Annotated in this window: 18 protein-coding genes and 1 CRISPR repeat array (1 of these 19 cut by a window edge); of the genes, 10 read left to right on the top strand and 8 right to left on the bottom strand. The window is 69.3% G+C overall.

All coding sequences use genetic code 11. From position 1 onward, the window contains the following. Positions 1-2 precede the first annotated feature (2 nt). A complete protein-coding gene (aat, locus tag KDB89_RS01100) occupies positions 3-734 on the bottom strand; it encodes a leucyl/phenylalanyl-tRNA--protein transferase (RefSeq protein WP_219082712.1) in 732 nt (243 codons plus the stop codon). 169 nt (positions 735-903) lie between these two features. Between aat and KDB89_RS01095 the strand changes: the two genes are divergently transcribed. Continuing rightward, complete coding sequence (locus KDB89_RS01095) at positions 904-1,584, top strand: EcsC family protein (RefSeq protein WP_219082710.1); 681 nt, start codon at positions 904-906, stop codon at positions 1,582-1,584. Between the two features lie 305 nt (positions 1,585-1,889). Here KDB89_RS01095 and alr read toward each other — a convergent pair whose 3' ends face one another. Next, positions 1,890-3,008 (bottom strand): alanine racemase, encoded by a 1,119-nt coding sequence (gene alr, locus KDB89_RS01090; RefSeq protein WP_219082708.1) that lies wholly within the window; start codon positions 3,006-3,008, stop codon positions 1,890-1,892. 311 nt (positions 3,009-3,319) lie between these two features. Between alr and KDB89_RS01085 the strand changes: the two genes are divergently transcribed. Next, entirely contained in the window at positions 3,320-4,276 is a 957-nt protein-coding gene (locus KDB89_RS01085) for a hypothetical protein (RefSeq protein WP_219082706.1), read from the top strand. A gap of 172 nt (positions 4,277-4,448) precedes the next feature. After that, the gene (locus KDB89_RS01080; protein ID WP_219082703.1) at positions 4,449-4,895 is read left to right on the top strand and encodes an acetyltransferase; all 447 of its coding nucleotides are present in this window, start codon (positions 4,449-4,451) and stop codon (positions 4,893-4,895) included. A 777-nt stretch (positions 4,896-5,672) separates the two neighbouring features. Here the strand turns inward: KDB89_RS01080 and KDB89_RS01075 are convergent. Genes KDB89_RS01075 through pdhA form a run of 3 tightly spaced genes read right to left on the bottom strand, consistent with a single transcriptional unit; the run spans position 5,673 to position 9,285 of the window. Then, the gene (locus KDB89_RS01075) at positions 5,673-7,190 is read right to left on the bottom strand and encodes a dihydrolipoamide acetyltransferase family protein (protein WP_219084153.1); all 1,518 of its coding nucleotides are present in this window, start codon (positions 7,188-7,190) and stop codon (positions 5,673-5,675) included. Between the two features lie 29 nt (positions 7,191-7,219). After that, a complete protein-coding gene (locus KDB89_RS01070) occupies positions 7,220-8,197 on the bottom strand; it encodes an alpha-ketoacid dehydrogenase subunit beta (protein ID WP_219082701.1) in 978 nt (325 codons plus the stop codon). Continuing rightward, the gene (gene pdhA / locus KDB89_RS01065; RefSeq protein ID WP_369408088.1) at positions 8,194-9,285 is read right to left on the bottom strand and encodes a pyruvate dehydrogenase (acetyl-transferring) E1 component subunit alpha; all 1,092 of its coding nucleotides are present in this window, start codon (positions 9,283-9,285) and stop codon (positions 8,194-8,196) included. Before pdhA ends, KDB89_RS01070 begins: the two co-directional genes overlap by 4 nt. Positions 9,286-9,495: 210 nt before the next feature. Between pdhA and KDB89_RS01060 the strand changes: the two genes are divergently transcribed. The 3 genes from KDB89_RS01060 to KDB89_RS01050 all read left to right on the top strand — a co-directional run bounded on the left by KDB89_RS01060 (position 9,496) and on the right by KDB89_RS01050 (position 14,088). Next, positions 9,496-11,655, top strand: a complete 2,160-nt coding sequence (locus KDB89_RS01060; protein ID WP_219082699.1) for a 5'-nucleotidase C-terminal domain-containing protein — start codon at positions 9,496-9,498, stop codon at positions 11,653-11,655. A 151-nt stretch (positions 11,656-11,806) separates the two neighbouring features. After that, on the top strand, positions 11,807-12,760 hold the full coding sequence (locus tag KDB89_RS01055) for a glycosyltransferase (RefSeq protein ID WP_219082696.1): 954 nt from the start codon (positions 11,807-11,809) through the stop codon (positions 12,758-12,760). Between the two features lie 5 nt (positions 12,761-12,765). After that, on the top strand, positions 12,766-14,088 hold the full coding sequence (locus KDB89_RS01050; protein WP_219082693.1) for a glycosyltransferase: 1,323 nt from the start codon (positions 12,766-12,768) through the stop codon (positions 14,086-14,088). Between the two features lie 800 nt (positions 14,089-14,888). Here KDB89_RS01050 and KDB89_RS01045 read toward each other — a convergent pair. After that, positions 14,889-16,034 carry a UDP-galactopyranose/dTDP-fucopyranose mutase family protein gene (locus tag KDB89_RS01045; RefSeq protein WP_219082691.1) on the bottom strand — a complete coding sequence of 382 codons (1,146 nt, stop codon included), beginning with the start codon at positions 16,032-16,034 and terminating at the stop codon, positions 14,889-14,891. A 198-nt stretch (positions 16,035-16,232) separates the two neighbouring features. On the opposite strand from KDB89_RS01045, the gene KDB89_RS01040 reads away from it, so the two are divergent. Both KDB89_RS01040 and KDB89_RS01035 read left to right on the top strand, forming a co-directional pair. Next, positions 16,233-17,123, top strand: coding sequence for a glycosyltransferase (locus KDB89_RS01040; RefSeq protein ID WP_219082689.1), 891 nt, complete (start codon positions 16,233-16,235; stop codon positions 17,121-17,123). Beyond that, positions 17,120-18,283 (top strand): nucleotide sugar dehydrogenase, encoded by a 1,164-nt coding sequence (locus tag KDB89_RS01035; RefSeq protein WP_219082686.1) that lies wholly within the window; start codon positions 17,120-17,122, stop codon positions 18,281-18,283. The genes KDB89_RS01040 and KDB89_RS01035 overlap by 4 nt, the downstream gene beginning before the upstream one ends. 321 nt (positions 18,284-18,604) lie before the next feature. Here KDB89_RS01035 and argF read toward each other — a convergent pair whose 3' ends face one another. Together argF and KDB89_RS01025 are read right to left on the bottom strand one after the other, a co-directional pair. Next, positions 18,605-19,600, bottom strand: a complete 996-nt coding sequence (gene argF, locus KDB89_RS01030) for an ornithine carbamoyltransferase (protein ID WP_219082683.1) — start codon at positions 19,598-19,600, stop codon at positions 18,605-18,607. A 333-nt stretch (positions 19,601-19,933) separates the two neighbouring features. Beyond that, a complete protein-coding gene (locus KDB89_RS01025; RefSeq protein ID WP_219082670.1) occupies positions 19,934-20,407 on the bottom strand; it encodes a low molecular weight protein-tyrosine-phosphatase in 474 nt (157 codons plus the stop codon). 93 nt (positions 20,408-20,500) lie between these two features. Here KDB89_RS01025 and KDB89_RS01020 point away from each other — a divergent pair, with 93 nt between their 5' ends. Together KDB89_RS01020 and KDB89_RS01015 are read left to right on the top strand one after the other, a co-directional pair. Further along, complete coding sequence (locus KDB89_RS01020) at positions 20,501-21,187, top strand: response regulator transcription factor (protein ID WP_219082668.1); 687 nt, start codon at positions 20,501-20,503, stop codon at positions 21,185-21,187. A 32-nt stretch (positions 21,188-21,219) separates the two neighbouring features. Next, complete coding sequence (locus KDB89_RS01015; protein WP_439654876.1) at positions 21,220-22,605, top strand: sensor histidine kinase; 1,386 nt, start codon at positions 21,220-21,222, stop codon at positions 22,603-22,605. Between the two features lie 266 nt (positions 22,606-22,871). After that, a CRISPR array of direct repeats spans positions 22,872-23,642; the repeat unit is 36 nt; unit sequence CCCGCAATGGAGCCCGGCCGTTGAGGCCGGGAAGAG; it runs 5,345 nt beyond the window's last position.

Genomic DNA, 23,642 nt, shown 5'->3' with positions numbered 1-23,642 from the left:
CTCTAGGCGAGGCGCAGGACACCGCGGCCGGCCGCGACCGCGTCGTGCTCGGCGAGCAGCTCTGCGCCGGTGAGGGGCCCGAACCTGGTCCACGGCAGGGTCGGCAGCGTCAGGGCGTGCTCGAGGCGTCGCAGGTACTCGGCGCGCGGCACCTCGTAGGCGCCCAACGTGCCGAGGTGCTCGGTGAGCCACTGCACGTCGAGGAGTTCGACCCCGACGGCCGCGAGCTCGACGACCAACCGGATCAGGGCGACCTTGGACGCGTCGCGGCCTCGCTCGTCGTCATGGAACATCGACTCCCCCGCGAAGAGGCCCGCAACGTGTACCCCGTACAGGCCGCCGACCAGTACCCCGTCGGCGTCCCACACCTCGACCGAGTGAACCCAGCCGGTGCGGTGGAGGTGCGAGTAGGCGGTGCGGATGCGCGAGTCGATCCAGCCGTCGGGCCGCGTCGGGGATCCGCAGGCCGCCATCACGCGCGGGAAGGCGTGGTCGACGGTGGTGGAGTACCGCTTCGCCATCTTGCGCAGCGACCGGGTGACGCGGACCCCGTCGACGGGGATGAGGCCGCGCTGCATCGGCGACCACCAGCCCATCGCCTCGCTGTCGACTGGCATGGGGAAGACACCGGCGCGGTAGGCCTCCAGGGCGAGCGCGGCGTAGAACTCGTCGGAGTAGCCGATGAGGTCGCGGGCTGGCCACTGGTCCGGGGAACCGAACAGCGCTGACAACACGTGCACAGTCTGGCACCCGCCACCGACCAGCGGGCGACGCGCTCACCGGGACTGCGTGGCCTGGCCGCGGGACTGCCCGCACGTTCCCCTGAGCCGACCCCGTCCGCCCCCTGAGAATCCTGGATTGCGGATTCCACGTGTGACACTGTTGAAGGCGGAAGGAGGCCCGATGAGTGAGCCGAACCAGGTCGTCGCCCTGACGGAGGGCATCACGGCGGGCGCTTTCCACGAGATCCTGGACCTCGCGATCGAGGGCCGCGGCAAGCTTCCCGGAGCGAAGCAGTCCGCCAAGCAGCTGCTCCTGGCGAAGAACGACGCGGAGGACGCCATCGCACGGATGGTGACCTCGCACGTCGCGATGGCCTCCGGGCAGGGGTTTGCGACGAACTGGGGCGGGTTCCTGGTCTCGATCGTGACCATCCCCGCCAATGTCACAGCCGCCGCGTTCATCCAGGCGCGGCTGGTCGCGGGCATCGCTCACCTACGCGGCTACGAACTCAGCGACCCGCGCGTGCGCACCGCCATCCTGATGGTGATGCTCGGCCCGTCGGGCAACGCGAACCTCGTCGCGAAGGGCGTGCTTCCGTCGTCGCCGCTGGTCGTCGCGACGGCGCCGGTCTTCGACGCGCGCCTCGACCGGCAGGTGGCGAAGGCGCTGCTCGACCGCTCCATGAACCAGCTGACCGGCAAGCGCTTCGGCGTCTGGCTCGGCAAGCGGATCCCGATGGTCGGGGGCGGGGTCGGCGCCGTCGTCGACGGCTGGTCGACCGCGTCGATCGCCAAGCACGCGCAGGCCGAGTTCCCCAGCCGCCGGCCGAAGCTCACCGGCACCGTCGTCCAGGCCGGCTGACGGGCTGGATCCCCGTCGAACCTCCGTGGTGGGACCACAGACGCCACCCTTGTCAACGGACGCCACCCTTGTCGAACGACGCCACCCTTGTCGACCGACGCCACCCTTGTCGACCGACGCCACCCTTGTCGACCGACGCCACCCTTGTCGACCGACGCCACCTCCATGGCGGTGGCATCGGTCGCAAGCGGTAGCGCCTGCGCTTAAGGGTGGCGCCTGGAGCCAACCCGGTTCCCTGAGCTCGTCGAAGGGCGCCGAGCGCAGCGAGGCGGAGCACCGGCACGAAGACCCACCCGGGCAACGGGTCACACGTAGTCGCGGGGCACGCGCTCGGTGATCAGGCAGGTCACCTCGTACGTGATGGTGCCCATCAGCTCGGCGAGTTCCTCGACGCCGATACGCTGGTCGCCGTCGGACCCCATCACCACCACCTCGTCGCCGACGGTGACCGTCGGGTCGTCGGGGCCGAGGTCGACCATGATCTGGTCCATGCAGACGCGCCCGACGACGGGGTAGCTGCGACCGTCGATCAGTACCCGACCCCGGTTGGACAACAGGCGCGAGTAGCCGTCGCCGTAGCCGATGGCGGCGGTGGCGAGCCAGGTGTCGCAGGGCGCGGTCCAGGTGCGACCGTAGCCGACGGTCTCGCCCTCGCGGATGCGCTTGAGGAACGTCACGCGCGTGGTCCAGCGGCCGACGTCGCGCAGCTCACGCGAGTGGCCCGTCAGCGGGTCCGGGTAGGAGCCGTAGATCATGACGCCGGGGCGGACCATGGTGGTGCGGCCGAGGTCGTGGCCGAGCACGGCGCCGGAGTTGGCGGCGTGCACTAGCTCGACGGGACCGACAACGGCCTCCAGGTCGTCGACGGCCTGCTCGAAGCGGGCGAACTGGGCACGGGTGAACTCCTCGCCCGCCGGCACGTCGCTGATGGGCAGGTGCGTGAAGATGCCTCCGACGTGCAGGTCGGGGCAGTCGGCGAGGACGCGCGCGAGATTGCCGACGTTCTCCGGCTCGGTCCCCACACGGCGCATGCCCGTGTCGACGGCGACGTGCACGTCGACCCGTCGTCCCGCCTCAGCAGCGGCCGCCTGGGCGGCACGGACCTCGTCGACGGACCCGACCGAAAGCGTGATGTCGGCCGCGATCGCTTCGGCCAGGTCTCCGGGCAGCGTCGGGGTGAACTTCAGAATGGGCAGCGTCACCCCTCCGTCGCGGATCCGGGTGCCCTCCGCTGTGATGGCGACGCCGAGCCAGTCAGCGCTGCCGCGCTCCTGGATCGCCCGGGCCACGGGGACCAGACCGTGGCCGTACGCGTTGGCCTTGACCGCAGCCAGCACCTTGCGCCCGCCGGCCAGGTCGCGCGCGGCAGCCAGGTTGGCGTGCAGAGCTTCGAGGTCGACTCGGAACCGGGTGGGCGTGGGCATGGGTCCAGTCTGGCCCCGTGTGGGCCCGATGTGAAACGCGCTCCCCCGTCGCCCACCATTCCGTGCACAACGATGCGTATACCGGGATCGCTGACCGTATATTGCAGCGCTCCGGGTATGGGCATCGTTGTGCACGCCACACCCAGGACAGGAGGCCGAAAGGGGAGACCTTGCGTCCGCACGTGACGCCCCGGCCGACGGCGCGGGGACTCCGCCTCGCTCCGCTCGGCGCCCTTCGACGAGCTCAGGGAACCGGTCTGACTCAGGGAACGGGGCAGCTATGCACGTCGGAGCGTGGCAGACTCGACCCCATGTCGAACCAACAGTGGAACAACGGCCAGGGCTCGAACGAGTGGGCCAAGCCTTCCTCCGCCGAGTCCGCGCAGGAATGGGCCAAGCCGTCGTCAGCACAGTCCGCGCAGGAGCCGCCGGCGGGCACCCCCTGGGGCCAGCCTCCGGCCTCCGGATCATCGGCACAGGAATGGTCGCAGCCAGCCCAGGGTTCCAGCCAGTCGGCACAGGAGTGGACCGCCCAGGGATCCGGCCAGCCCGCGCAACAGCCCCCTGCCCAGCAGACGCCGTGGGGACAGCCGCCGACGTCGGCACAGTCGGCGCAGGAGTGGGGCTCGGCTCCCTCCCAGAGTTGGGGACAGCCGCAGCAGCCTGCCCAGGACTGGAGCCAGCCCCAGCAGCCATCCCAGGACTGGGGGCAGACGCAGCAGCCCGCCCAGGAGTGGGGGCAGACGCAGGGCGGACAGCAGTGGGGCCAGCAGCCCCAGCAGACCTGGGACCAGAGCCAGCAGCCCCAGCAGACCTGGGACCAGAGCCAGCAGCCCACCGGCCAGGGATGGGACCAGGCCCAGCAGCCGCAGCAGGCCGGCCAGCAGTGGGGCCAGCCGGGTTGGGGACAGGGCCAGGGCCCGCAGGTCCAGCCCGCCACCCCCGTCGAGCCGAAGCCCAGCCCGTTCGACCTCAGCGTCCGTAAGCTCTCCCTGCCCGACGCCGCCGGACTCATCTTCATGCTGGGCGCGATCGCGCTGGTCGTCGAGTGGCTGTTCGGTTTCATCGCGGTCCTGGCCAGCGGCAACGACTTCATCGCACCCTCCGGCTGGGCCATCCTCCAGTCGCTGATCGGCGGGCTGGCCGGGGTTCTGTTCAAGCTGCTGGTGCTGCGCGTGCTCGTCGAGATCGGCGTGGCCGCCACGCGGATGCTCGCCCGAGACGGCAAGGTCAAGGAAACGACCGACGAGGGGCCGCCCGCCGCCTGACCGGACGGTGCCACGCCCGGGCTGGTTGACGTCGCCCCGACGGCAACCGTCCCGGGCCGGGGATCCGCTCTGGCATCCCGCGCCTCGTGTCCGGTCTGTCATCCCCTCGGTGCCCGCACCGCCGGTCGCCTGCGGGCGAGCCCGCGGGTGCCTCAGTCGCTGGGAGTTACGCATGTCCGAGCTGACCATCCGCCGCGTGGCCGGGTCCGACGAGTACCCGGAACTCGTCGCGATCTGGCGCGGAGCAGTCGACGCCACGCACGACTTCATCTCGGTGAGCGACCGCGAAGATATCGAGGCCAGGCTTGCCTCCGACTACTTCCCTGCCGTCAATCTGTGGGTCGCCGAACGCGACGGTCGTCCCATCGGTTTCGCCGGGGTGGTCGGCGCCAAGCTGGAGATGCTGTTCGTCGATGCAGCCCAGCGCGGTGGCCGCGTCGGTTCAGCCCTCCTGGACCACGCGGTCGGGGTGCTCGGCGTCACCGAGGTCGATGTCAACGAGCAGAATGCGTCGGCCGTCGGCTTCTACACCCGCCGGGGATTTGCCGTCGTCGGCCGGAGAGACAGCGACGACGAGGGGCGCCCCTACCCGCTGCTTCACCTGCGCCTCACGCCGTAGCGACGCCTCGCTCCGCTCGGCGCCCCTCGACCACCTCAGGGAACCGGCCAACCCACGGAACCGGGCACAACAATGCCTATTCCGGGAGCGCTGACCGTATCTGCCAGCGCTCACGACATGGGCATCGTTATGCACGCCACCCCCAGAGTCGGGAGTCGGTGCAAGGAAGCCACCTCGCTCCGCTCGGCGCCCTTCGACCGGCTCAGGGAACCGGGTTGAGCTCAGGGAACCGGGTCGTTGAGCTTGTCGAAACGCCCTGAGCGAAGCGAAGGGACCAACCCGACCACGCCTCGCTCCGCTCGGCGCCCTTCGACAAGCTCAGGGACCCGGCCAGGCTCAAGGACCCGGCCAACCCAGGGAAGCGGGCACAACAATGCCTATACCCGGAGCGCTGACCGTATGCGCCAGCGCCCACGACATGGGCATCGTCATGCACGCCACCCCCAAAGTCGGGAGTCGGTGCAAGGAAACCACCTCGCTCCGCACTGCGCCCTTCGACCGGCTCAGGGACCCGGGTTGAGCTCAGGGAACCGGCCAAGCTCAGGGAACCGGGTCGTTGAGCCTGTCGAAACGCCCTGAGCGAAGCGCAGGGACCAACCCGACCACGCCTCGCTCCGCTCGGCGCCCTTCGACAAACTCAGGGAACCGGTTGAGCTCAGGGAACCGGTTGAGCTCAGGGAACCGGTTGAGCTCAGGGAACCGGTTGAGCTCAGGGAACCGGTTGAGCTCAGGGGAATCGGTTGAGCTCAGGGGAATCGGCCGGGCGAACGCCGCCTCCTAGAAGAGCAGCGCCAGGGCCGGCTCGGCGAGGATCTCCGCGATGTCATGCAGGAAGCTCGACCCCTGCTCCCCGTCGACGATGCGGTGGTCGAACGAAATGGCCAGCGTCGTGACCCAGCGGGGCTCGACGCGCTCGTCGGCGCCCGTCCCGACGACCCACGGCCGACGCTCGATCGAGCCCATGCAGAAGATCGCCGACTCGTTGCCGTTGATGATCGGCGTGCCCGCGTCGATGCCGAACACGCCGACGTTGGTGACGGTGAACGTGCCGCCGGCGTAGTCGGCGGGCTGCAGCTTCCCCTCGCGGGAGACCTGGACGAGCTGGTTGATCGCCTGGCACAGCTGCAGCAGGCTCAGCCGCTGCGCGCCCTTGATGTTGGGCACCATCAGTCCGCGCGGGGTTGCCGCGGCGATGCCGAGGTTCACGTCCGCGTAGTAGACGATCTCCTGGTTCTCCTCGTCCCACGACGTGTTGAGGTCGGGGTTGCGGCCCAGCGCGAGACACACGGCCTTCGCGTAGACGAGCAGCGGCGAGATGCGCAGGCCGGTGAACTCCCGACGCGACTTGAGCGTCTCGACGAACTCCATCGTCCCCGTCACGTCGACGGTGACCCACTCGGTCACGTGCACATGCGTGTTGACGGAGCGGACCATGTTCTCGGCCGTCACCTTGCGCACACCCTTGATCGGGACCCGACGCTCGGCGCGGCCCTGGAACGGGTCGGAGGCGCCCAGCCCCTCCGTCGGCCCGAACCCTCCGCCGAAGCTGGAGCCCTGGTAGGGGTGCCCCGCATGGGTGCCCGGCTCGCTGGCCGACGACTGGAAGAACGCGTTGTCGTTGAGGATCCGACCCTGCTTGGGCTGCTCATCCAGGTGGAGGAATGCGGCGGCTGCCTCGACGTCGCGGCGCGTGATCGTGCCCCCGATACCGGTGCCGACGACGCCGCGCAGGTCGACCCCAAGCTCCTTCGCGTACTGACGGACCGGCGGCTTGGCGCGCACCGCGTCGGCGTCGGAGGCGAGCACGAGCGTGGACTCCCTCGGCGCCTCGCCCGTCGACGGCAGCGGGTCGCCCTCCGGCTCGGCCTCGACGGCCGCGGCGGGCTGGACCTCGTCGGTGCGACGACCGGGCTCGTGCTGCGAGTAGGCCGTCGACAGCGCGTCGGAGGCGGCGGCCTCGCGGGCCTCCGGGCGGCCGCGTCGACGACGCCGGCTCGGCTCCGCGCTGGCCCCGTAACCCACGAGGTTCGGAGCGGACTCCTCCTCGTCAGGCTCTTCGACGGCCGCCTCGCCCTCGCCGTCCTCGATCTCGACGATCGGCGTGCCGACCTCGACGGTGCTGCCCTCGGAGACGAGCAGGCCGGTGACGGTGCCTGCGAACGGGCTGGGCAGCTCGACGAGCGACTTGGCCGTCTCGATCTCCACCAGCACGTCGTTGATCTCGATCACGTCGCCCTCGGCGACCCGCCACGCGACGATCTCGGCCTCGAGCAGGCCCTCACCGGGATCGGGCAGAAGGAAATGCCTCTTCATGTTCGGTCCTCTCAGTAGGCCAGGGACGTGTCGACGGTGTCGAGGATGCGGTCGACGCTCGGCAGGTACTCCGACTCGACGCGCGCGGGCGGGTAGGGCATGTCGAAGCCTGCCACGCGCAGGACCGGCGACTCCATCACGTAGAACAGCTCCTCGGTCAGCTTGGCGGCGATCTCCGCACCGAGGCCGAGCGTCAGCGGAGCCTCGTGGACGACGATCGCGCGCCGGGTGCGCCGCACCGACGAGATGACCGTCACCCAGTCGATGGGGCTGATGGTGCGGAGGTCGACGACCTCCAGGTCGGTGCCCTCCTCCGCGGCGACGGCGGCCGCGTCGAGACAGGTCTTGACCATGGGCCCGTAGGCGAGCAGCGTCGCGTCGCTGCCGTGGCGCACGATCGATGCCTGGTGCATGGGCGCGGGGCGGTCGGTGAAGTTCACCTCGCCCTTCTGCTGGTAACGGCGTTTGGGCTCGAGGAAGACGACGGGGTCGTCGGAGCCGATGGCCTGCTGGATCATCCAGTAGGCATCGTTCGGGTTGGCGCAGCTGACGACCTTCAGCCCGGGCGTGTGCGCGAAGTACGCCTCGGGCGACTCGGAGTGGTGCTCGACGGCGCCGATGCCGCCGCCGAACGGGATACGGATCACCATCGGCATCTTCTGCCGCCCCCCGGTGCGCATGTGCATCTTGGCCACCTGCGACACGATCTGCGCGAAGCCGGGGAACACGAACCCGTCGAACTGGATCTCGACGACGGGGCGGTAGCCGCGCATGCACAGGCCGACGGCGGTGCCGATGATGCCCGACTCGGCAAGCGGCGAGTCGACGACGCGGTTCTCGCCGAACTCGGCCTGCAGCCCCTCGGTGATGCGGAACACCCCGCCGAGCTTGCCGATATCCTCGCCCGCGAGCAGCACCTTCGGGTCGGCCTGCAGCGCGCGGCGCAGCCCCCGGTTGAGGGCCTTCGCCATGGTCAGCTTCTCGTTCATGCGTCCTCCCCTGCGAGGTAGGCGGCGTACTCGCGGCGCTGCGACTCCAGCGCGACGGTGGGCTCGGCGTAGACCGTCTCGAACAGTTCATCCATCGTGACGTCCTTCAGCTGCGCGATCGTGGCGCGCACGTCGGCGCCCAGCGACTTCGCCTCGTCCTCGACGGCGGCCAGCCACGCATCGTCGACCGCGCCGAGGTTGCGGAGGTAGGTGGCGAGACGCAGGATCGGGTCGCGGCCGCGCCAGGCCTCCTCGTCGGAGGACTCGCGGTACTTGGTCGGGTCGTCCGAGGTCGTGTGGGCGCCCATCCGGTACGTGTAGGCCTCGATGAACGTCGGCCCGTCGCCATGCCGGGCGCGCTCCATGGCCCAGTCGGTGACGGCCTTGACGGCCAGCACATCGTTGCCGTCGACCTGGATGCCCGGGAAGCCGAAGCCCTGCGCGCGCTGGAACAGCGGGATGCGCGACTGCAGCGCGATCGGCTCCGAGATCGCCCACTGGTTGTTCTGGCAGAAGAACACGACGGGGGCGTTGTACGAGGCGGCGAACACGTACGCCTCGTTGACGTCGCCCTGGCTCGCCGCGCCGTCGCCGTGGTAGACGATCGCGGCCGCGTTCTGGTCCGGGTCGGCGTTGCCGACGGCGCCGTCGAGCTGGATCCCCATGGCGTAGCCGGTGGCGTGCAGCGCCTGGCAACCGATGACGATCTGGTAGTTCTTGAACTTCTCCAACAGCTCCCAGTGGCCGCCGTCGGTACCCCGGAACAACCCGAGCAGGTTGGAAAGCGGCACCCCGAGCACCATCGCGACGGCGTGCTCCCGGTAGGAGGGGAAGCAGACGTCGGCGGCGCGCAGGGCGTGGGCCGAGCCGACCTGGGCCGCCTCCTGACCGATCAGCGGGGTCCACAGCCCCAACTCGCCATGCCTCTGCAGCGCCGTGGCCTCGGCGTCGAAACGCCTTGCCAGGATCATGTCGCGAAGATAGCCGGCGAGGTCGTCGGCGCTTCCCGTGAACTCGAAGTCGTCGTTGGCGACGCGCTCGCCGTCGGGCGTGAGCAGCTGGACCATCTCGACACTCTGACCGCGCACGTGGCCCCCTTCCTAACCTACGAAACCGTAACCTACGCCAGCGTAGCCTCTATTCTCCGCGGTTCTGAGTCTCGCGGTCCACACCTCGACTCCGCGATTTGTGGGAAGCCGACAAACACCGCAGGCAGTCCGCCGGGCGTGACCCTCCCCATTGAAAGAGTGAGCGTGGCCCACGGGCCCTCACCGTTGTCGACAGCACAGGGAGACCCCATGAGTTCACATCCGAGACGCCTGACGGCGGGCTTCGCCGCGACGGCGCTGGTCGCCGGCGGCATCGCGCTGGCCAGCGCGGCACCGGCCAGCGCCGCCGCCGGTCAGGTCTGCACCGACCCCACCAGCACCGTGAGCCTCTTCGGCTTCAACGACTTCCACGGGCGCATCGAAGGCGCCGCCGCACTCTTCACCCCCGTCGAGGAGGAACGTGCGGCCAAGGGCGACGACAACGTCGTCCTGCTCAGTCAGGGCGACGACATCGGCGGCTCCACCTTCGTCTCCGGGATCCTGGACGACGAGCCGACCCTGGACATCCTGTCCGCCATCGGCGTCGACTCGGTCACGGCCGGCAACCACGAGTTCGACAAGGGCTGGAGCGACCTCCGCGACCGCGTCATCCCCCATGACGCCGACGTGCCCTACCTGGCCGCGAACGTGTACGACGCGGGCACCGAGGACGTGGCCGACGGCCTGCAGGAGTACACCCTCGTTGAGGCCGGCGGGCTGAACATCGCCGTCGTCGGCGTCGTCACCGGGGCCCTGCCCACGCTCGTCTCCCCCGCCGGCATCGCGGACCTGACGATCGGCGACCCCGTCGACGCCGTCAACCGGGTCGCCGGTGAGCTGGCGGAGGACCCCGACGTCGACGTGATCGTCGCGAGCCTCCACGAGGGCGCGCTCGACGGTTCCTCCACGATCGAGGCCAACGCCTCGGCGTCCGAGGCGTTCCGGGAGATCGCGGAGGACGTCTCCCCCGACGTCGACCTCATCCTGGGCGGCCACACGCACCAGGACTACGCCTGGACCACCGCGAACGGGGCACCGATCCTGCAGGCCTGGGAGTACGCCAAGGCCCTGTCGAAGATCGAGCTCGGCGTCGGCGCCGACGGCGAGTACTGCGGCATCGCGGGCGACCCGGAGGTCGTCACGATCGACACGACGCACGTCGGCACCACCCCCGCCATCCAGGAGATCAACCAGATCGTGACCGACGCCAAGGCCATCGCCGACGAGCTGGGCGCCGAGGTCGTCGGTGAGGCCGACGCGGGCATCTCCACGCCGGCGAACGGCGGCACGGGCACGCGCAACGTCGAGTCGCCCCTCAGTAACCTCGTCGCGCAGATGTTCTACGAGACCCTGAGCGACGGAGACGAGAACTTCATCGGACTGCAGAACCCCGGCGGCACGCGGGCGAGCTTCGACGCCGGTGACATCACGTACAAGGAGGCCGCGGAGGTCCTGCCGTTCGCCAACACGCTGATGACGACCAAGATCACCGGCGCGCAGTTCAAGAAGGTCCTCGAGCAGCAGTGGCAGCGCAAGGCCGACGGGTCGGTCGACCCGACGATCACGCGCCTGTACCTGGCGCTCGGCATCTCCGAGAACGTCACCTACACGTTCGACGAGTCGCGCGAGTGGGGCGACCGGATCACGTCCATCACGGTCAACGGTGAGCCCATCGACCCGGCCGGCACGTACACCGTCGGGTCGGGGTCGTTCCTGATCGCGGGCGGCGACAACTTCTGGGAGCTGGGCAACGGCACCGACACGGCCGACACCGGCCGGGTCGACCTGGAGACGTGGGTCGGCTGGATCCGGGAGTCGGGCGCGCTCAGCCCCGACTACACCAAGCGCGGCGTGTCCGTCACCGGCGCCACGGCCCTGACCGAGGGCACCGCGTCGAGCCTCTCGCTGGGGCAGCCGATCTCGGGGGCCCTGGCACCCGACACCCTCGACATGCTGCTCGACGCCACCGGGGCCCGGGTCAGCCCGCAGCTGCCCAACACCGAGGTGACGGCGAAGCTCGGCGACCTGGTCGTCGGCACGGGGACCGTGACGGCCGGCGCGACGACGGCGTCGGTCACCATCCCGAAGGGGACCGTGAAGGCGTCCGGGGCGCAGACCCTGACGTTCACCGTCGAGCCGTCGGGGACGACGGTGTCGGTGCCGGTCACCGTCACGGCGGTGCCGAAGGACAAGCCCACCAAGCCGTCGAAGCCGCACAAGCCCGGCAAGCCCCACAAGCCGGGCAAGCCTCACAAACCCACCCCGTCGAAGCCGGGCAAGCCCGGCAAGCACGACGGGAAGGGGCCGTCGAAGGACAAGGGCAAGCCGCACAGGCCCGGCGGTGGAAGGACGAGCGCTCGCGCCTGCTGACCGCTGACAGTTCACGGCGTATTCCCGTCCCGTTCACCCAAGGGGCGGGAATACGCCTTGTCTGCTTTCTAGGGTGATGAGCGCCATGCACACCACCGAGAGATTCCGGCCCAGCGCGGGAAGAACGCAGAATCCCATGAAGCCTGTCGACGTGACCGTGATCATTCCGGCGCACAACGCCGAGGAGACCATCGGCGAGCTGCTGGACTCCGTCCTCAGCACCCCCGAACTCGCGATCCAGGTGATCGTCGTCGACGACTGCTCCTCCGACGCCACCGGCGAGATCGTCGGGGGCTACGCGGAGCGCGACCCGCGCGTGTCGCTGCTGCGGCACGAGACCAACCGCGGTGCGGGGATCGCCCGCAACACGGGGTTCGCCGAGGCCGAGGGTCGGTTCACGCTCTTCTTCGACGACGACGACGTCTTCCACCCCGAGGCCCTTGTCACCGCGGTGCGGGCGCTCGAGCGCGGTGGCCAGGACGTCGCGGTGCTGAAGTACCGCTACCGCAGGGCCCACGACGACCAGGACCAGGCGATGACCAACGGCGACGAGGCCCTGTGGGCCGCGCTCGTCGGCACCCGCCACTCGCGGCGGCTGCGGTTGGATCAGGCGCCGGAGCTGCTTGGACTCACGAACTACCCGTGGAACCGGGTGCTGCGGACGTCGACGTACCGCCGGGCGGGCCTCAGGTACGGGTCGACGATGGTGAACAACGACATCCTCGGGCACTGGTACTCGCTGCTTTTCGCCGACCAGATCCTGCTGCTCAACGAGGTCCTGTGCACGCACAGCGTGCTGCCGGGCGGCACCAACCTCACCAACCGCAGCAGCCGCGACCGGCTGTCGCTGCTCGACGCCCTCGACGAGACCTACGACCTGCTGCGCGCCCATCCGTCGCGGCTGCGGCGCTACTCGCACCACTACTGGAGCACGACGATGAACATCATCAGCTGGGCCGGCGAGCGGGTGTCGCCCGATGTGCAGGAGGAGTTCGCGCTGCGGACCCGCAGGCACCTCCTGCGGATCAGCATCCCGGAGTTCGGCAAGCTGACCCGCTGCAACCCCGCGCTGGCGACGCGCATGACCCGTCGAGCGATCGGATGACCGCCATGCCCCTGCTGTCGGTGATCGTCACCAGCTACAACATCCAGGACTACCTGCGCGCCGCCCTCGACTCGATCCTGGCCCAGACGCTGCGCGACATCGAGGTCATCGTTGTCGACGACGGCTCCACCGATGCCAGCCCGGACATCATCCGCGACTACGCCGCCCGCGACCCGCGGATCGTGCCCGTCATCCGCGGCGTCCGCAGCCCCGGCGGGGTCGCGACGGCAGCCAACGCGGGGCTCGACGTCGCGACCGGCACCTACGTCGGGTTCGCCGACGGCGACGACCTCTACGACCCGACCATGTTCGAGAAGCTCGTCGGCGCGGCGGTGGAGAACAACTCCGACCTGGTGATGTGCAACTACCGGCTCTTCTCCGACGCGTCGGGGGACGCCTCGTGGCCGGTCGACGGGGTCGGGTCTGCCGGCAGCGTCGGCGCGCTCAAGCTCGACGCGCCGGCCGACGAGCACCGCTGGGTGGAGCTGGCGAGGGACAGCTACGAGCTGGACGACGATCTCCGGCATACGCTGCTGCGGTTCGTCGCCGTGCCGTGGCGCAAGCTCTACCGTCGCCAGCTCCTGGAGGAGCACGCCATCCGGTTCCCCGTCGGCGACTACTTCTTCGAGGACAACCCGTTCCACTGGTTCGCGCTGCTGCATGCCGACTCGATCTCGCTGGTGCGCGAGGTGCTGTGCCTGCACCGCGTCGCCCGCGCCGGCCAGACGATGGCGACGGCCGACGAGCGGCTGCTGCGGATCTTCCAGCACCACGCGACGATCCACGCGTTCCTCGAGGAGACCGACCGGCGCGACGAGTTCGCGCCGACGCTGCTGGGCTGGGCGATCTCGCAGCTGGAGTGGATCAGCCGGAAGGCGCCGCGGAAGCTCCATCGTGAGCTGTACGACGCTGTGGTCGAGGTGTTCGACAGGTACTCGGAGGCCGAGGTGCTCCAGGCGCTGGCCGAGGGGCGGAAGGGTCGCCGGACGCGGAACCTGTCGATCGCGCTGGCCCGCCGCAACTACGCGCGCTTCGCGGAGGTCCTGCGGACGGAGGAGGACCGTCGTTACGCGCTGCCCATCCGGCTGTTGAACCACCTGCGCTACTCGGGCGTGCGCCAGACGGCCACGATGAGCGTCCGCTACGCGCGCCAGCGCTTCCGGGTCAGCGGCCAGCTGTCGGCTGCGGTGAACCGGCTGACGCCCCGTCGGGAATCGGTGACGAACGAGCACCTGCTCTTCGCCCTGGCGTCGCTGGAGGACCGGCTGGACCGGATCGAGTCGCAGCTCGACTCCCCCGACGTCGCCGAGCGATCCCCGGTCGCCTGACCCGGTCACTGAGCCTGTCGCGGTTCCCTGGGCTTGCCCCGGCTCCCTGAGCTCCACGACTCCTCTCGCTCCGCTCGAGGCACCTCGACAAGCTCGGCGACCCGGCTCCCTGAGCTCGTCGAAGGCCCTAGCCTCCCCGGCTCCCTGAGCTCGTCGAAGGGCCTAGCCTCCCCGGCTCCCTGAGCTCGTCGAAGGGCCCTGAGCGCAGCGAAGGGAATCCCCTAGCTCCACGACTCCTCTCGCTCCGCTCGAGGCACCTCGACAAGCTCGGCGACCCGGTTCCCTGAGCTCGTCGAAGGGCCCTGAGCGCAGCGAAGGGAGTCCCCTAGATCCACGACTCCTCTCGCTCCGCTCGAGGCACCTCGACAAGCTCGGCGACCCGGTTCCCTGAGCTCGTCGAAGGCCTGAGCCCCCACGGCTCCCTGAGCTCGTCGAAGGGCCCTGAGCGCAGCGAAGGGAATCCACTCGCTTCACGACTCGAGCGGAGCCGGAGGAGCCACTCACAAGCAGCGCGAGGTCGATCACGATTCCGGTCGGCTGGCCGACCAGGATCGTGTTCTGCTTCCGGATACTCCCCCGGCCAGTCTCGCAAGCAGGTAATCAGCAGCGCTCAGGCGCCACCCTTACCGACAGACGCTACCGCTGTTGACCGATGCCACCGCCAGGGCGGTGGCATGTGTCAAGAAGGGTGGCGTCTGTCGGTAGGGGTGGCGTCGGTCAAGAAGGGTGGCGTCAGCGGGGTAGGCGCGACACGGCTGCGTGCGCCGGAATCAACTGAGCCGACCGGGACGGCGCGACGGTCAGAGGACCTTCGCGTAGAACGGACGCTGCTGCTCCCCAGCCGCCACCGACGCCAGCATCTGGTCGGCGGCGGCGAGCGCCTCGCCGATGGTCACGTCCATGTCGAGGTACCGGTAGGTCCCCAGACGACCGACGAACGTCACGCCCGACGCGGCCTCGGCCCGGGCGACGTAGTCGCGCAGGAGCCCCTTGTCGTTGGCGAGTCGGATCGGGTAGTAGGGCGTGTCGTCGGGTCCGCAGAGGCGGCTGAACTCGCGGAAGGCGACCGTCTTGTTGTGCTCCTCCCAGGGCGCGAAGTGCTTGTGCTCCGCGATGCGGGTGAAGGGCACCTCGAAATCGCCGTAGTTCATCACCGAGCAGCCCTGGAGGTCGCCGAAGGCGCGGATCTCCTCGAAGTCGAGCGTCCGGTATCCCAGGCGCCCCTGGTCGTACCCGAACCAGGCATCCAGCGGCCCGGTCCACACGACGTGGTCGAAGTCGACACGGTCGTCGTCGGTCAGCGGCGAGCTCAGCCGCACCTCGATGCCGGGGTGGTCGAGGATCGCCTCGACGATGGCCGTGTAGCCGTGACGCGGCATCGCCTGGTGCGGGTGGTTGAAGTAGGAGTCCTCGTAGGAGAACCGCACCGGCAACCGCTTGAGGATCGACGCCGGCAGCTCGGTCGGGTCGAGCCCCCACTGCTTGCGCGTGTAGCCGTAGAAGAAGGCCTCGTAGATCCGCCGGCCCACGAACTTGAGCGCCTGCTCCTCGAAGTTGGCGGGCTCCCCGATGGTGGGGTCGGACTGCATCTCGATGAACTCGCGCGCCTCGTCGGGACCCATCGCGGTCTCGAAGAGCTGGTTGATCGTCAGCAGGTTGACCGGCAGGAGGTAGACGCGACCGCCGACGGTGGTACGCACGCGGTGGTTGAAGGGCACCATCTCGCCGAAGCCGTTGATGTAGTCCCAGACCCGCTCGTCGCCGGTGTGGAAGATATGCGGCCCGTAGCAGTGGATCATGATGCCCGTGTCCGGATCGCGCTCGGTGTGGCAGTTGCCCGCGACGTGATCGCGCTGCTCGAAGACCACCACGCGGTGGCCCTCCTCCGCGAACCGACGGGCGATGACAGCCCCCGAGAACCCGGCCCCCGCGATGCCGATCTGCATATCGTCTCCCTCTGCTCCGCTAGCTGCCTACGCACTCCATATAAGCGGCCAGGGACTCGCCCCGGGAGGGCATTGGGCGCGAGTTATCCGCATGTTCAACCACGCCATGCACCCCGTCATCTGCTGTTCATGCGACGCTCACCCTGCCGACCCTCATCGTTGGTCAACGGGGGCATGTTGGTCCGTAGGCTGCCTGGTGTGAAGCCCCCAAGGCGCCCGCGTTGGAGCGTGGTCATCCCCGCCCACAACTGCGCGCATTACCTGACGTGGACCCTGCAGAGCGTGATGGGTCAGCTCGGCTGTCGCTCGGACGCCGAGATCATCGTCGTCGATGACGGCTCCACCGACCGACCGCACGAGGTGGTCGACCGCTTCGGCGGGGGCAGGGTCACGATCGTGCGCAGCGACACCCCGCGCGGTGCGGTGCCGAACTTCAACCACAGCCTGGCGCAGGCATCCGGCGAGCTGATCCATCTCCTGCACGGCGACGACCTTGTCCTTCCCGGCTTCTACGACGCCATGGACCGGGCCTTCGAGACACCCGGGCTGGCGGCCGCCTTCTGCCGGACGCAGCACGTCGACTCCCACAGCAACCCCATGGCCGTGACCCGGCGCTACGTCCACGGCGGAGGCGTGTGGGGAGGAGCACTGATGGCGCTCGCCGCGTCCAACCGGATCTCGACGCCGTCGATGGTCGTCCACGCCGACACCTATGCCGCCGTCGGGACATTCGACGAGACGCTGCCACACGCCGCCGACTGGCACATGTGGGCACGCGTCGCGGCGCACGGCCCCGTCTACTTCGTCGACCAGGTGCTGGCGCAGTACCGCGTGCACGAGGCGAGCGACTCCAGTTCGCGCATTCGCACGGGTGCGAACATGGCGGAGCGGTACTCGGCGTTGGAGCACGTGCTGAAGCTGGTGCCGAGGAACGTCCGGCCGAGGCTACGACGGTCGGCGGCGGCGCTCGGGTGCTACTACGCGCTACGGATGACCAGACGCCAGCTGCGCGCGGGCAATCTCGGCACGGCGGCGGTCCAGGCCGGGTGGGCGGCGCGGTCGCTGCGACGGGCGGTGCTGGCCGCATGAGGGTCGCCGTCGCAGGACTGGGCTACGTGGGGCTCGCGAACGCGACGCTGCTCGCGCAGCGACATGAGGTGGTTGCTCTCGACATCAACGCCGACCGCGTCGTGGCAGTCAACGAGCGGCGCTGCCCGATCGAGGACGTGGACATCGAGCGGTTCTTCGCCGAGGTGCCGCTCGATCTCAGGGCCACGACCGAGCCGACGGAGGCCCTCGTCGGCGCCCGGTTCGTGATCGTCGCGACGCCGACGAACTACGACCAGGAACTCAACGAGTTCGACACGTCGTCGATCGAGGCGGTCCTCGACCAGGTAGCAGAGCTGTCCCCGGACTCGACCGTGGTCATCAAGTCGACGGTGCCCGTCGGGTACACGCGCCGGATCCGCGACGCCTACCCCGGGCTGCGGATCCTGTTCTCGCCGGAGTTTCTGCGCGAGGGCCGGGCCCTGCACGACAACCTGCATCCGTCGCGGATCGTGGTCGGTGACCCGGGCCCGGAGGCGGAGGAGTTCGCGCGCACCCTGCAGGAGGCGGCGCATGAGCCGGCGCCGGTGCTCATCACGCACTCCACCGAGGCCGAGGCGATCAAGCTCTTCGCCAACACCTTCCTGGCGCTGCGCGTGGCCTACTTCAACGAGCTCGACAGCTTCGCGCTGCAGCACGACCTCGATTCCCGGATGCTGCTGGAGGGGGTCTGCTTCGATACCAGGATCGGAAGCTTCTACAACAATCCCAGCTTCGGCTACGGCGGATACTGCCTGCCGAAGGACAGCCAGCAGCTGCTCGCCAACTACCGGGACGTGCCGCAGAACCTGATCCGCGCCGTCGTCGACTCCAACCAGACCAGGCAGGACGTCATCGCCGCCGACGTGCTGGCGCGGGGCCCGAAGGTGGTCGGCGTGCACCGGCTGACGATGAAGGCCGGGTCGGACAACATCCGGGAGTCGTCGGTGCAGGGCGTGATCCGTCGGCTCCGCGACGCCGGGGCCACCGTCGTCATCTACGAGCCGATGATCGACGGGCCGACGTTCGCGGGCTGCGAGCTCGTCGAGAGCCTCGCCGAGCTCAAGCGTCGCGCGGACCTGATCATCGCGAACCGGTGGTCCGACGAGTTGGATGACGTCGCGGATCGGGTCTACTCCCGCGACGTGTTCCGCGCCAACTGACTCCGTCGGGGCACCCTCCCCATGAACCGTGCGCCGCCCTTCCCGCGGATCGTCGGCCGTTCTCCACGCGACCCCACTCGCCGCGCTCCCGAGGACCGTCAGGCGCGCTCCCGAAAAACGACCAGTGACCGCTTCTCCCCGGTCCGGTGCCGAAAACCGCTCACTGCCTGGGCCTAGCGGGGTCCCGAAAATCGACCAGTGACCGGTTCTCCCCGGTCCGGACACGAGAAGCGCACACTCCCTCGTCCAGGTAGCCAGCCGACGTGGCGGCTGGGCCCCGGCCCGTGAGACGGCGTGCGCGGAAGACCGACTCCCGCCGGGTCAGCCTGCCAGCGTCGCGACCAGAACTGCCTTGATGGTGTGCATGCGGTTCTCGGCCTGGTCGAAGACGATGCTCGCCTCCGATTCGAACACCTCGTCGGTGACCTCGACGCCCTCGATGCCGAACTGCTCCTTGAGATCGCGGCCGACGGACGTGCCGAGGTCGTGGAACGCAGGCAGGCAGTGCATGAACTTCACGTCAGGGTTGCCCGTGAGCGCGAGGAGTTCAGCGTTGACCTGGTACGGGCGCAGCAGCGCGATCCGCTCGGCCCAGACCTCCTTGGGCTCACCGAGGGAGACCCAGACGTCGGTGTAGATGAAGTCGCAGCCCTTGACCCCGACGGCGACGTCGTCGGTGACGGTGATGCGGGCGCCGGTTGTCTCCGCGATCGCGCGGGCCCGCTCGACGACCTCGGGGGCGTTGTGCTGCGACACCGGCGCGACCATGCGCACGTCCATGCCCATCATGGCGCCGGAGATCAGCAGCGAGTTGCCGACGTTGTTGCGGGCGTCGCCCATGAACGCGAAGGCGATCTGGTTCAGCGGCTTGTCGGAGTGCTCGATCATCGTGAGCTGGTCGGCGAGCATCTGCGTGGGGTGCCAGTCGTCGGTCAGACCGTTGAAGACGGGCACGCCGGCGTGGGCGGCGAGGGTCTCGACGACGTCCTGGCCGGAGCCGCGGTACTCGATGCCGTCGTACCAGCGGCCGAGCACGCGGGCGGTGTCGGCGGCCGACTCCTTGTGCCCGATCTGAGAGCCCGACGGATCGAGGTAGGTGGTGGTGCCGCCCTGGTGGGCCATGGCGACCTCGAAGGCACACCGGGTGCGCGTCGACGTCTTCTCGAACAGCAGCGCGACCTGCTTCCCCTCGAGCCGCTTCGTCTCGCGACGCTCGCGTCGCTCGGCCTTCAGCTCGGCTGCGAGGTCGAGCAGACCCTGCCATTCGTCGGTGGTGAAGTCGAGTTCCTTGAGGAAGCTGCGGCCGAGCAGGCTCATGGCGGCGCCTTTCGTGAGGTGAGTCTTCACCCTAGTACCGCGCACGTCGGCGCGGTCGGCAGGTTCATGCGTCGCAGGATTTCGCCGGCCGTCACACGGTCCAGCCCCGGTCACAGCCCCATCCCGCTCACAAAAGTGGCCAGAGCCGCAGCACCCGGAAATAGCGCGCGTGCTGCGGACCAGGCCACAGTTGTGCACGAGCCTGGCTGGCGCGGGCGGAGGGCGCCAAGGGGAGGGCGGCCAGGCAGGCAGGGAGACCGATCAGGCAGGAGGCCGATCAGCCCCGGAACCGATCAGGCCGCCCCGGAACCGATCAGGCCGCCCCGGAACCGGTCAGGCAGGCGTGGCCGGGTCCCACTCGGCCGTGACGGCCTCGAGGATCCCCGGCATGGCCGCCTCAATGTCCGACAGCGTCGACTCGAAGCCCGCCGGGCCGCCGTACCAGGGGTCGTCGAGGGGCTCGCCCTTCTTCTCCGGGTTGTAGTCGTTGAGCAGTTCGACGGTGACACCGGGCGCCAGGCCGCGCAGCCGTGCGACCTGGAACGGCTCGACGGCGATCACCAGATCGGCGTCGCGGAGGTCTGCCGCGGTGACCTGCCGAGCCCCGTGGTCGTCGGCGCGGTAGCCTGCGCCCCTCAGTACGCGGACGGCCCGCACGTCGATGGGGTTGCCGTGCTCCTCGTCGGAGATACCGAAGCTGGACACCTCGACGTCGAGGCCCTGCTCGTCGATGAGCTTCTCGGCGACGCGCTCCGCCATCGGGGAGCGGCAGATGTTGCCCCAGCAGACGAAAACCAGCTTTGTCATGCGGACACACTAGCGACCGGCACGGCTGCCGGGTGGAGTCGGTGGACCCAGGTAGGATGCCAGCAGTCGGTGGAAAGTGACAGGGTTACAGGCATGCACATCTTGGTGGTGGACGACGATCAGGCCGTTCGCGATTCGCTCGCACGCTCGCTGACCTATTCCGGCGACGACGTACAGACCGCTGCCGACGGCGTGGAGGCTCTCGCCAAGCTGGTGAGCTACCAGCCGGACGCCATCATCATGGACGTGATGATGCCGAGGCTCGACGGCCTCGAGACCACCCGGATGCTCCGCCAGGGCGGCAACGACATCCCCATTCTCATCCTGACTGCGCGCGACGCCGTCGGCGACCGGGTCGACGGTCTGGACGCCGGCGCCGATGACTACATGGTCAAGCCCTTCGCTCTCGACGAGTTGCTCGCGCGCCTGAGGGCGCTCACCCGGCGCTCCAAGCCGGCCCCCGAGGCGGAGTCGCGGGTGCTGACCTTCCAGGACGTGACGCTCGACACGCAACACCGCGAGGTGACCCGCGGCGGGCAGCACATCTCCCTGACGCGCACCGAGTTCGCGCTGCTCCAGGTGTTCATGGAGAACCCGCGTCGCGTGATGGAGCGCAACACGCTCCTGAACGAGGTGTGGGGGTTCGAGTTCCCGACGACGGCGAACTCGCTCGAGGTCTACATCGGCTACCTGCGCCGCAAGACTGAGGCCGGCGGCAAGTCCCGCCTCATCCACACGGTGCGGGGCATCGGTTACGTCCTGCGTGAATCGCCCCCGTGATCGGCAGCTGGTGGATCCGGATCAGTCGGGCGATCAACCGCCTAGCCAGTGGGCAGTCACTGCAGTGGCGCCTGGCGTTCCTGACCGGACTCTCCGTCGCGCTGTCGGTGATCCTCGTCGGCGGCGCGACGTACACCGTCGCGCGGTGGTCGCTGCTTGACCAGCTCGACAACGAGCTGACCGCCGTCGCACAGGACCTGGCGACCACCGTCGCCACGAACATCGAGACGATGGGTGGCCTCACGTCGGGCACGCTCGAGACGTCGAACGGCCTGATGTCGCTGGTGCGTGCCGACGGCGTGGTGTCCCAGATGCCCGGGCAGAGCGTCGACCTGCTCGCCGGACCCGAAGAGATCAGCATCGCGCGGCTGCGCGCCGGATCGTCGGCCCGCGATGTGTACGAGGGCGACGTCGTCTACCGCGCCGTCGCCGTCCCGTTGACGACCTCCGAGGGTCACTACGCGGTGATGTTCGCCCGCCCCACGACCGCGCTCGAGTCGACGCTGGCCTCGCTGTGGCTGGTGCTGCTGACCGCCGGGCTCCTTGGCGTCGTGACGACCACCACCGCCGCGCTGTGGACCGCGCGCGCCGTCCTGGCACCCGTGCGCCGACTGTCGCTGGCCGTGAAGTCCGTCACGCAGACGGATCAGCTGAACCCCATCCGCATCTACGGCCGCGACGACCTCGGCGAACTCACGCAGTCGTTCAACACCATGCTGAAGTCGCTGCAGCAGTCGAGGGAGCAGCAACGCCAGCTGATCGCCGACGCCGGCCACGAGCTCCGTACCCCGCTGACGTCGATGCGCACGAACGTCGAGCTCCTGGTGGCCGACGACAAGTCCGGCATGCTGCCTGAGGGGGCCCGCTCCGAGGTCCTCGGCGACGTCGCGGCCCAGCTCGGCGAGTTCTCCGCCCTCGTGGGCGACCTCGTCGCACTCACCCGCGACGACCACCTCCAGCGCCCTCACGAGTTCCTCGACCTGGCCGAGGTCACCGACTCCGCCATCGCCCGCGCCCGCCGCCGCGGACCCAACATCAACTTCGCCGTCACGATGGAGTCCACCCCGGTGATGGGTGACCCGTCGACGCTCGAGCGCGCCATCACCAACCTGCTCGACAACGCGGTGAAGTTCTCGCCGTCCGACGGGACCATCAAGGTTGACCTACGCGACGGAACCCTCACCATCGTCGACGCGGGCCCGGGCATCGACGAGGACGACCTGCCGAACGTCTTCGACCGCTTCTACCGCTCCGACAAGGCACGCAACACCCCCGGCACGGGTCTCGGCCTGTCCATCGTTGCGCACACGGCCAAGGCGCATGGGGGGTCGGTGAGGGCCGGCAACGAGCCCGGCGGAGGTGCCAAATTCACGTTCAGGATCCCCGTGGCAGAGGTGCCGGAGGAGTTCCGGGACTGACCAACCCGGCCCCGGATTTGCGGGCTTCACGTCGCTTTTCCAAGGGTCGCCTCAGCTGGGCTGTCAGACCAGCTCCGTAGGGTTTGCCTCATGGCGTGACAGAAGACCCGCTACCGAGACGAGATCGCAGCGAAGCTCGCGTTGGCACGAGTCCGGGCGAAGGACAAGAGCGGGCGCCCGGGGATGGAACGACGGGCATACCGATGTCCACAGTGCCAGGGGTGGCACCTGACGTCGAAGGGGCGGCGTTCCGCGGTTTGATCGATCCAGCGCTGGAGCCCGGCCGCTGAGGCCGGGAAGAGTCGCGAGCTCGATGGGGCGGAAGTAGCCCATGAGAGTCCCGCAATGGAGCCCGGCCGTTGAGGCCGGGAAGAGCCAGCGTGAGGCCGAGCAGGTGGCGGCGGGCGGCCCCGCAATGGAGCCCGGCCGTTGAGGCCGGGAAGAGTGAGGTTCGCGGCGAAGTCGGGGACGAGTGTTGCCCCCGCAATGGAGCCCGGCCGTTGAGGCCGGGAAGAGCACAACCTTCGGGGCGGGTGTGACATTTCACGCTCACCCGCAATGGAGCCCGGCCGTTGAGGCCGGGAAGAGGTCCGCCTCGAAGCTCGGGAAGCTCGACACGGCGCACCTCCCGCAATGGAGCCCGGCCGTTGAGGCCGGGAAGAGCTCGTCTCGACCCTGACTGCGAACATCCCGATCCTGCTCCCGCAATGGAGCCCGGCCGTTGAGGCCGGGAAGAGGCCTGCCCCTGTCAACGAAAGGACCAACCATGACCACCCCGCAATGGAGCCCGGCCGTTGAGGCCGGGAAGAGGTCTTCTTCAAAGACCCCGCTGATAGCTCTCTAGCGATCCCGCAATGGAGCCCGGCCGTTGAGGCCGGGAAGAGACGAGATCGAGCTAGCCTCCCAAGTCAAGAGCTACCACCCGCAATGGAGCCCGGCCGTTGAGGCCGGGAAGAGTTCGCCCGCTACATCATCCGGCGCGACCGCGCCTACGACCCGCAATGGAGCCCGGCCGTTGAGGCCGGGAAGAGGAGCGC

Origin of the sequence: Tessaracoccus palaemonis, from assembly GCF_019316905.1 — a bacterium.
In the GTDB taxonomy this organism is placed as follows: Bacteria; Actinomycetota; Actinomycetes; order Propionibacteriales; family Propionibacteriaceae; genus Arachnia; species Arachnia palaemonis.
This window is presented reverse-complemented; position numbering and strand designations above follow the sequence as displayed.

Bases quoted from the DNA above. Each gene is read 5' to 3' on its own strand.
- KDB89_RS01095 (WP_219082710.1), top strand. From the start codon at position 904: ATGAGTGAGCCGAACCAGGTCGTCGCCCTGACGGAGGGCATCACGGCG.
- alr (WP_219082708.1), bottom strand. From the start codon at position 3,008: ATGCCCACGCCCACCCGGTTCCGAGTCGACCTCGAAGCTCTGCACGCC.
- KDB89_RS01085 (WP_219082706.1), top strand. From the start codon at position 3,320: ATGTCGAACCAACAGTGGAACAACGGCCAGGGCTCGAACGAGTGGGCC.
- KDB89_RS01080 (WP_219082703.1), top strand. From the start codon at position 4,449: ATGTCCGAGCTGACCATCCGCCGCGTGGCCGGGTCCGACGAGTACCCG.
- KDB89_RS01070 (WP_219082701.1), bottom strand. From the start codon at position 8,197: ATGAACGAGAAGCTGACCATGGCGAAGGCCCTCAACCGGGGGCTGCGC.
- KDB89_RS01060 (WP_219082699.1), top strand. From the start codon at position 9,496: ATGAGTTCACATCCGAGACGCCTGACGGCGGGCTTCGCCGCGACGGCG.
- KDB89_RS01050 (WP_219082693.1), top strand. From the start codon at position 12,766: ATGCCCCTGCTGTCGGTGATCGTCACCAGCTACAACATCCAGGACTAC.
- KDB89_RS01045 (WP_219082691.1), bottom strand. From the start codon at position 16,034: ATGCAGATCGGCATCGCGGGGGCCGGGTTCTCGGGGGCTGTCATCGCC.
- KDB89_RS01035 (WP_219082686.1), top strand. From the start codon at position 17,120: ATGAGGGTCGCCGTCGCAGGACTGGGCTACGTGGGGCTCGCGAACGCG.
- argF (WP_219082683.1), bottom strand. From the start codon at position 19,600: ATGAGCCTGCTCGGCCGCAGCTTCCTCAAGGAACTCGACTTCACCACC.
- KDB89_RS01025 (WP_219082670.1), bottom strand. From the start codon at position 20,407: ATGACAAAGCTGGTTTTCGTCTGCTGGGGCAACATCTGCCGCTCCCCG.
- KDB89_RS01020 (WP_219082668.1), top strand. From the start codon at position 20,501: ATGCACATCTTGGTGGTGGACGACGATCAGGCCGTTCGCGATTCGCTC.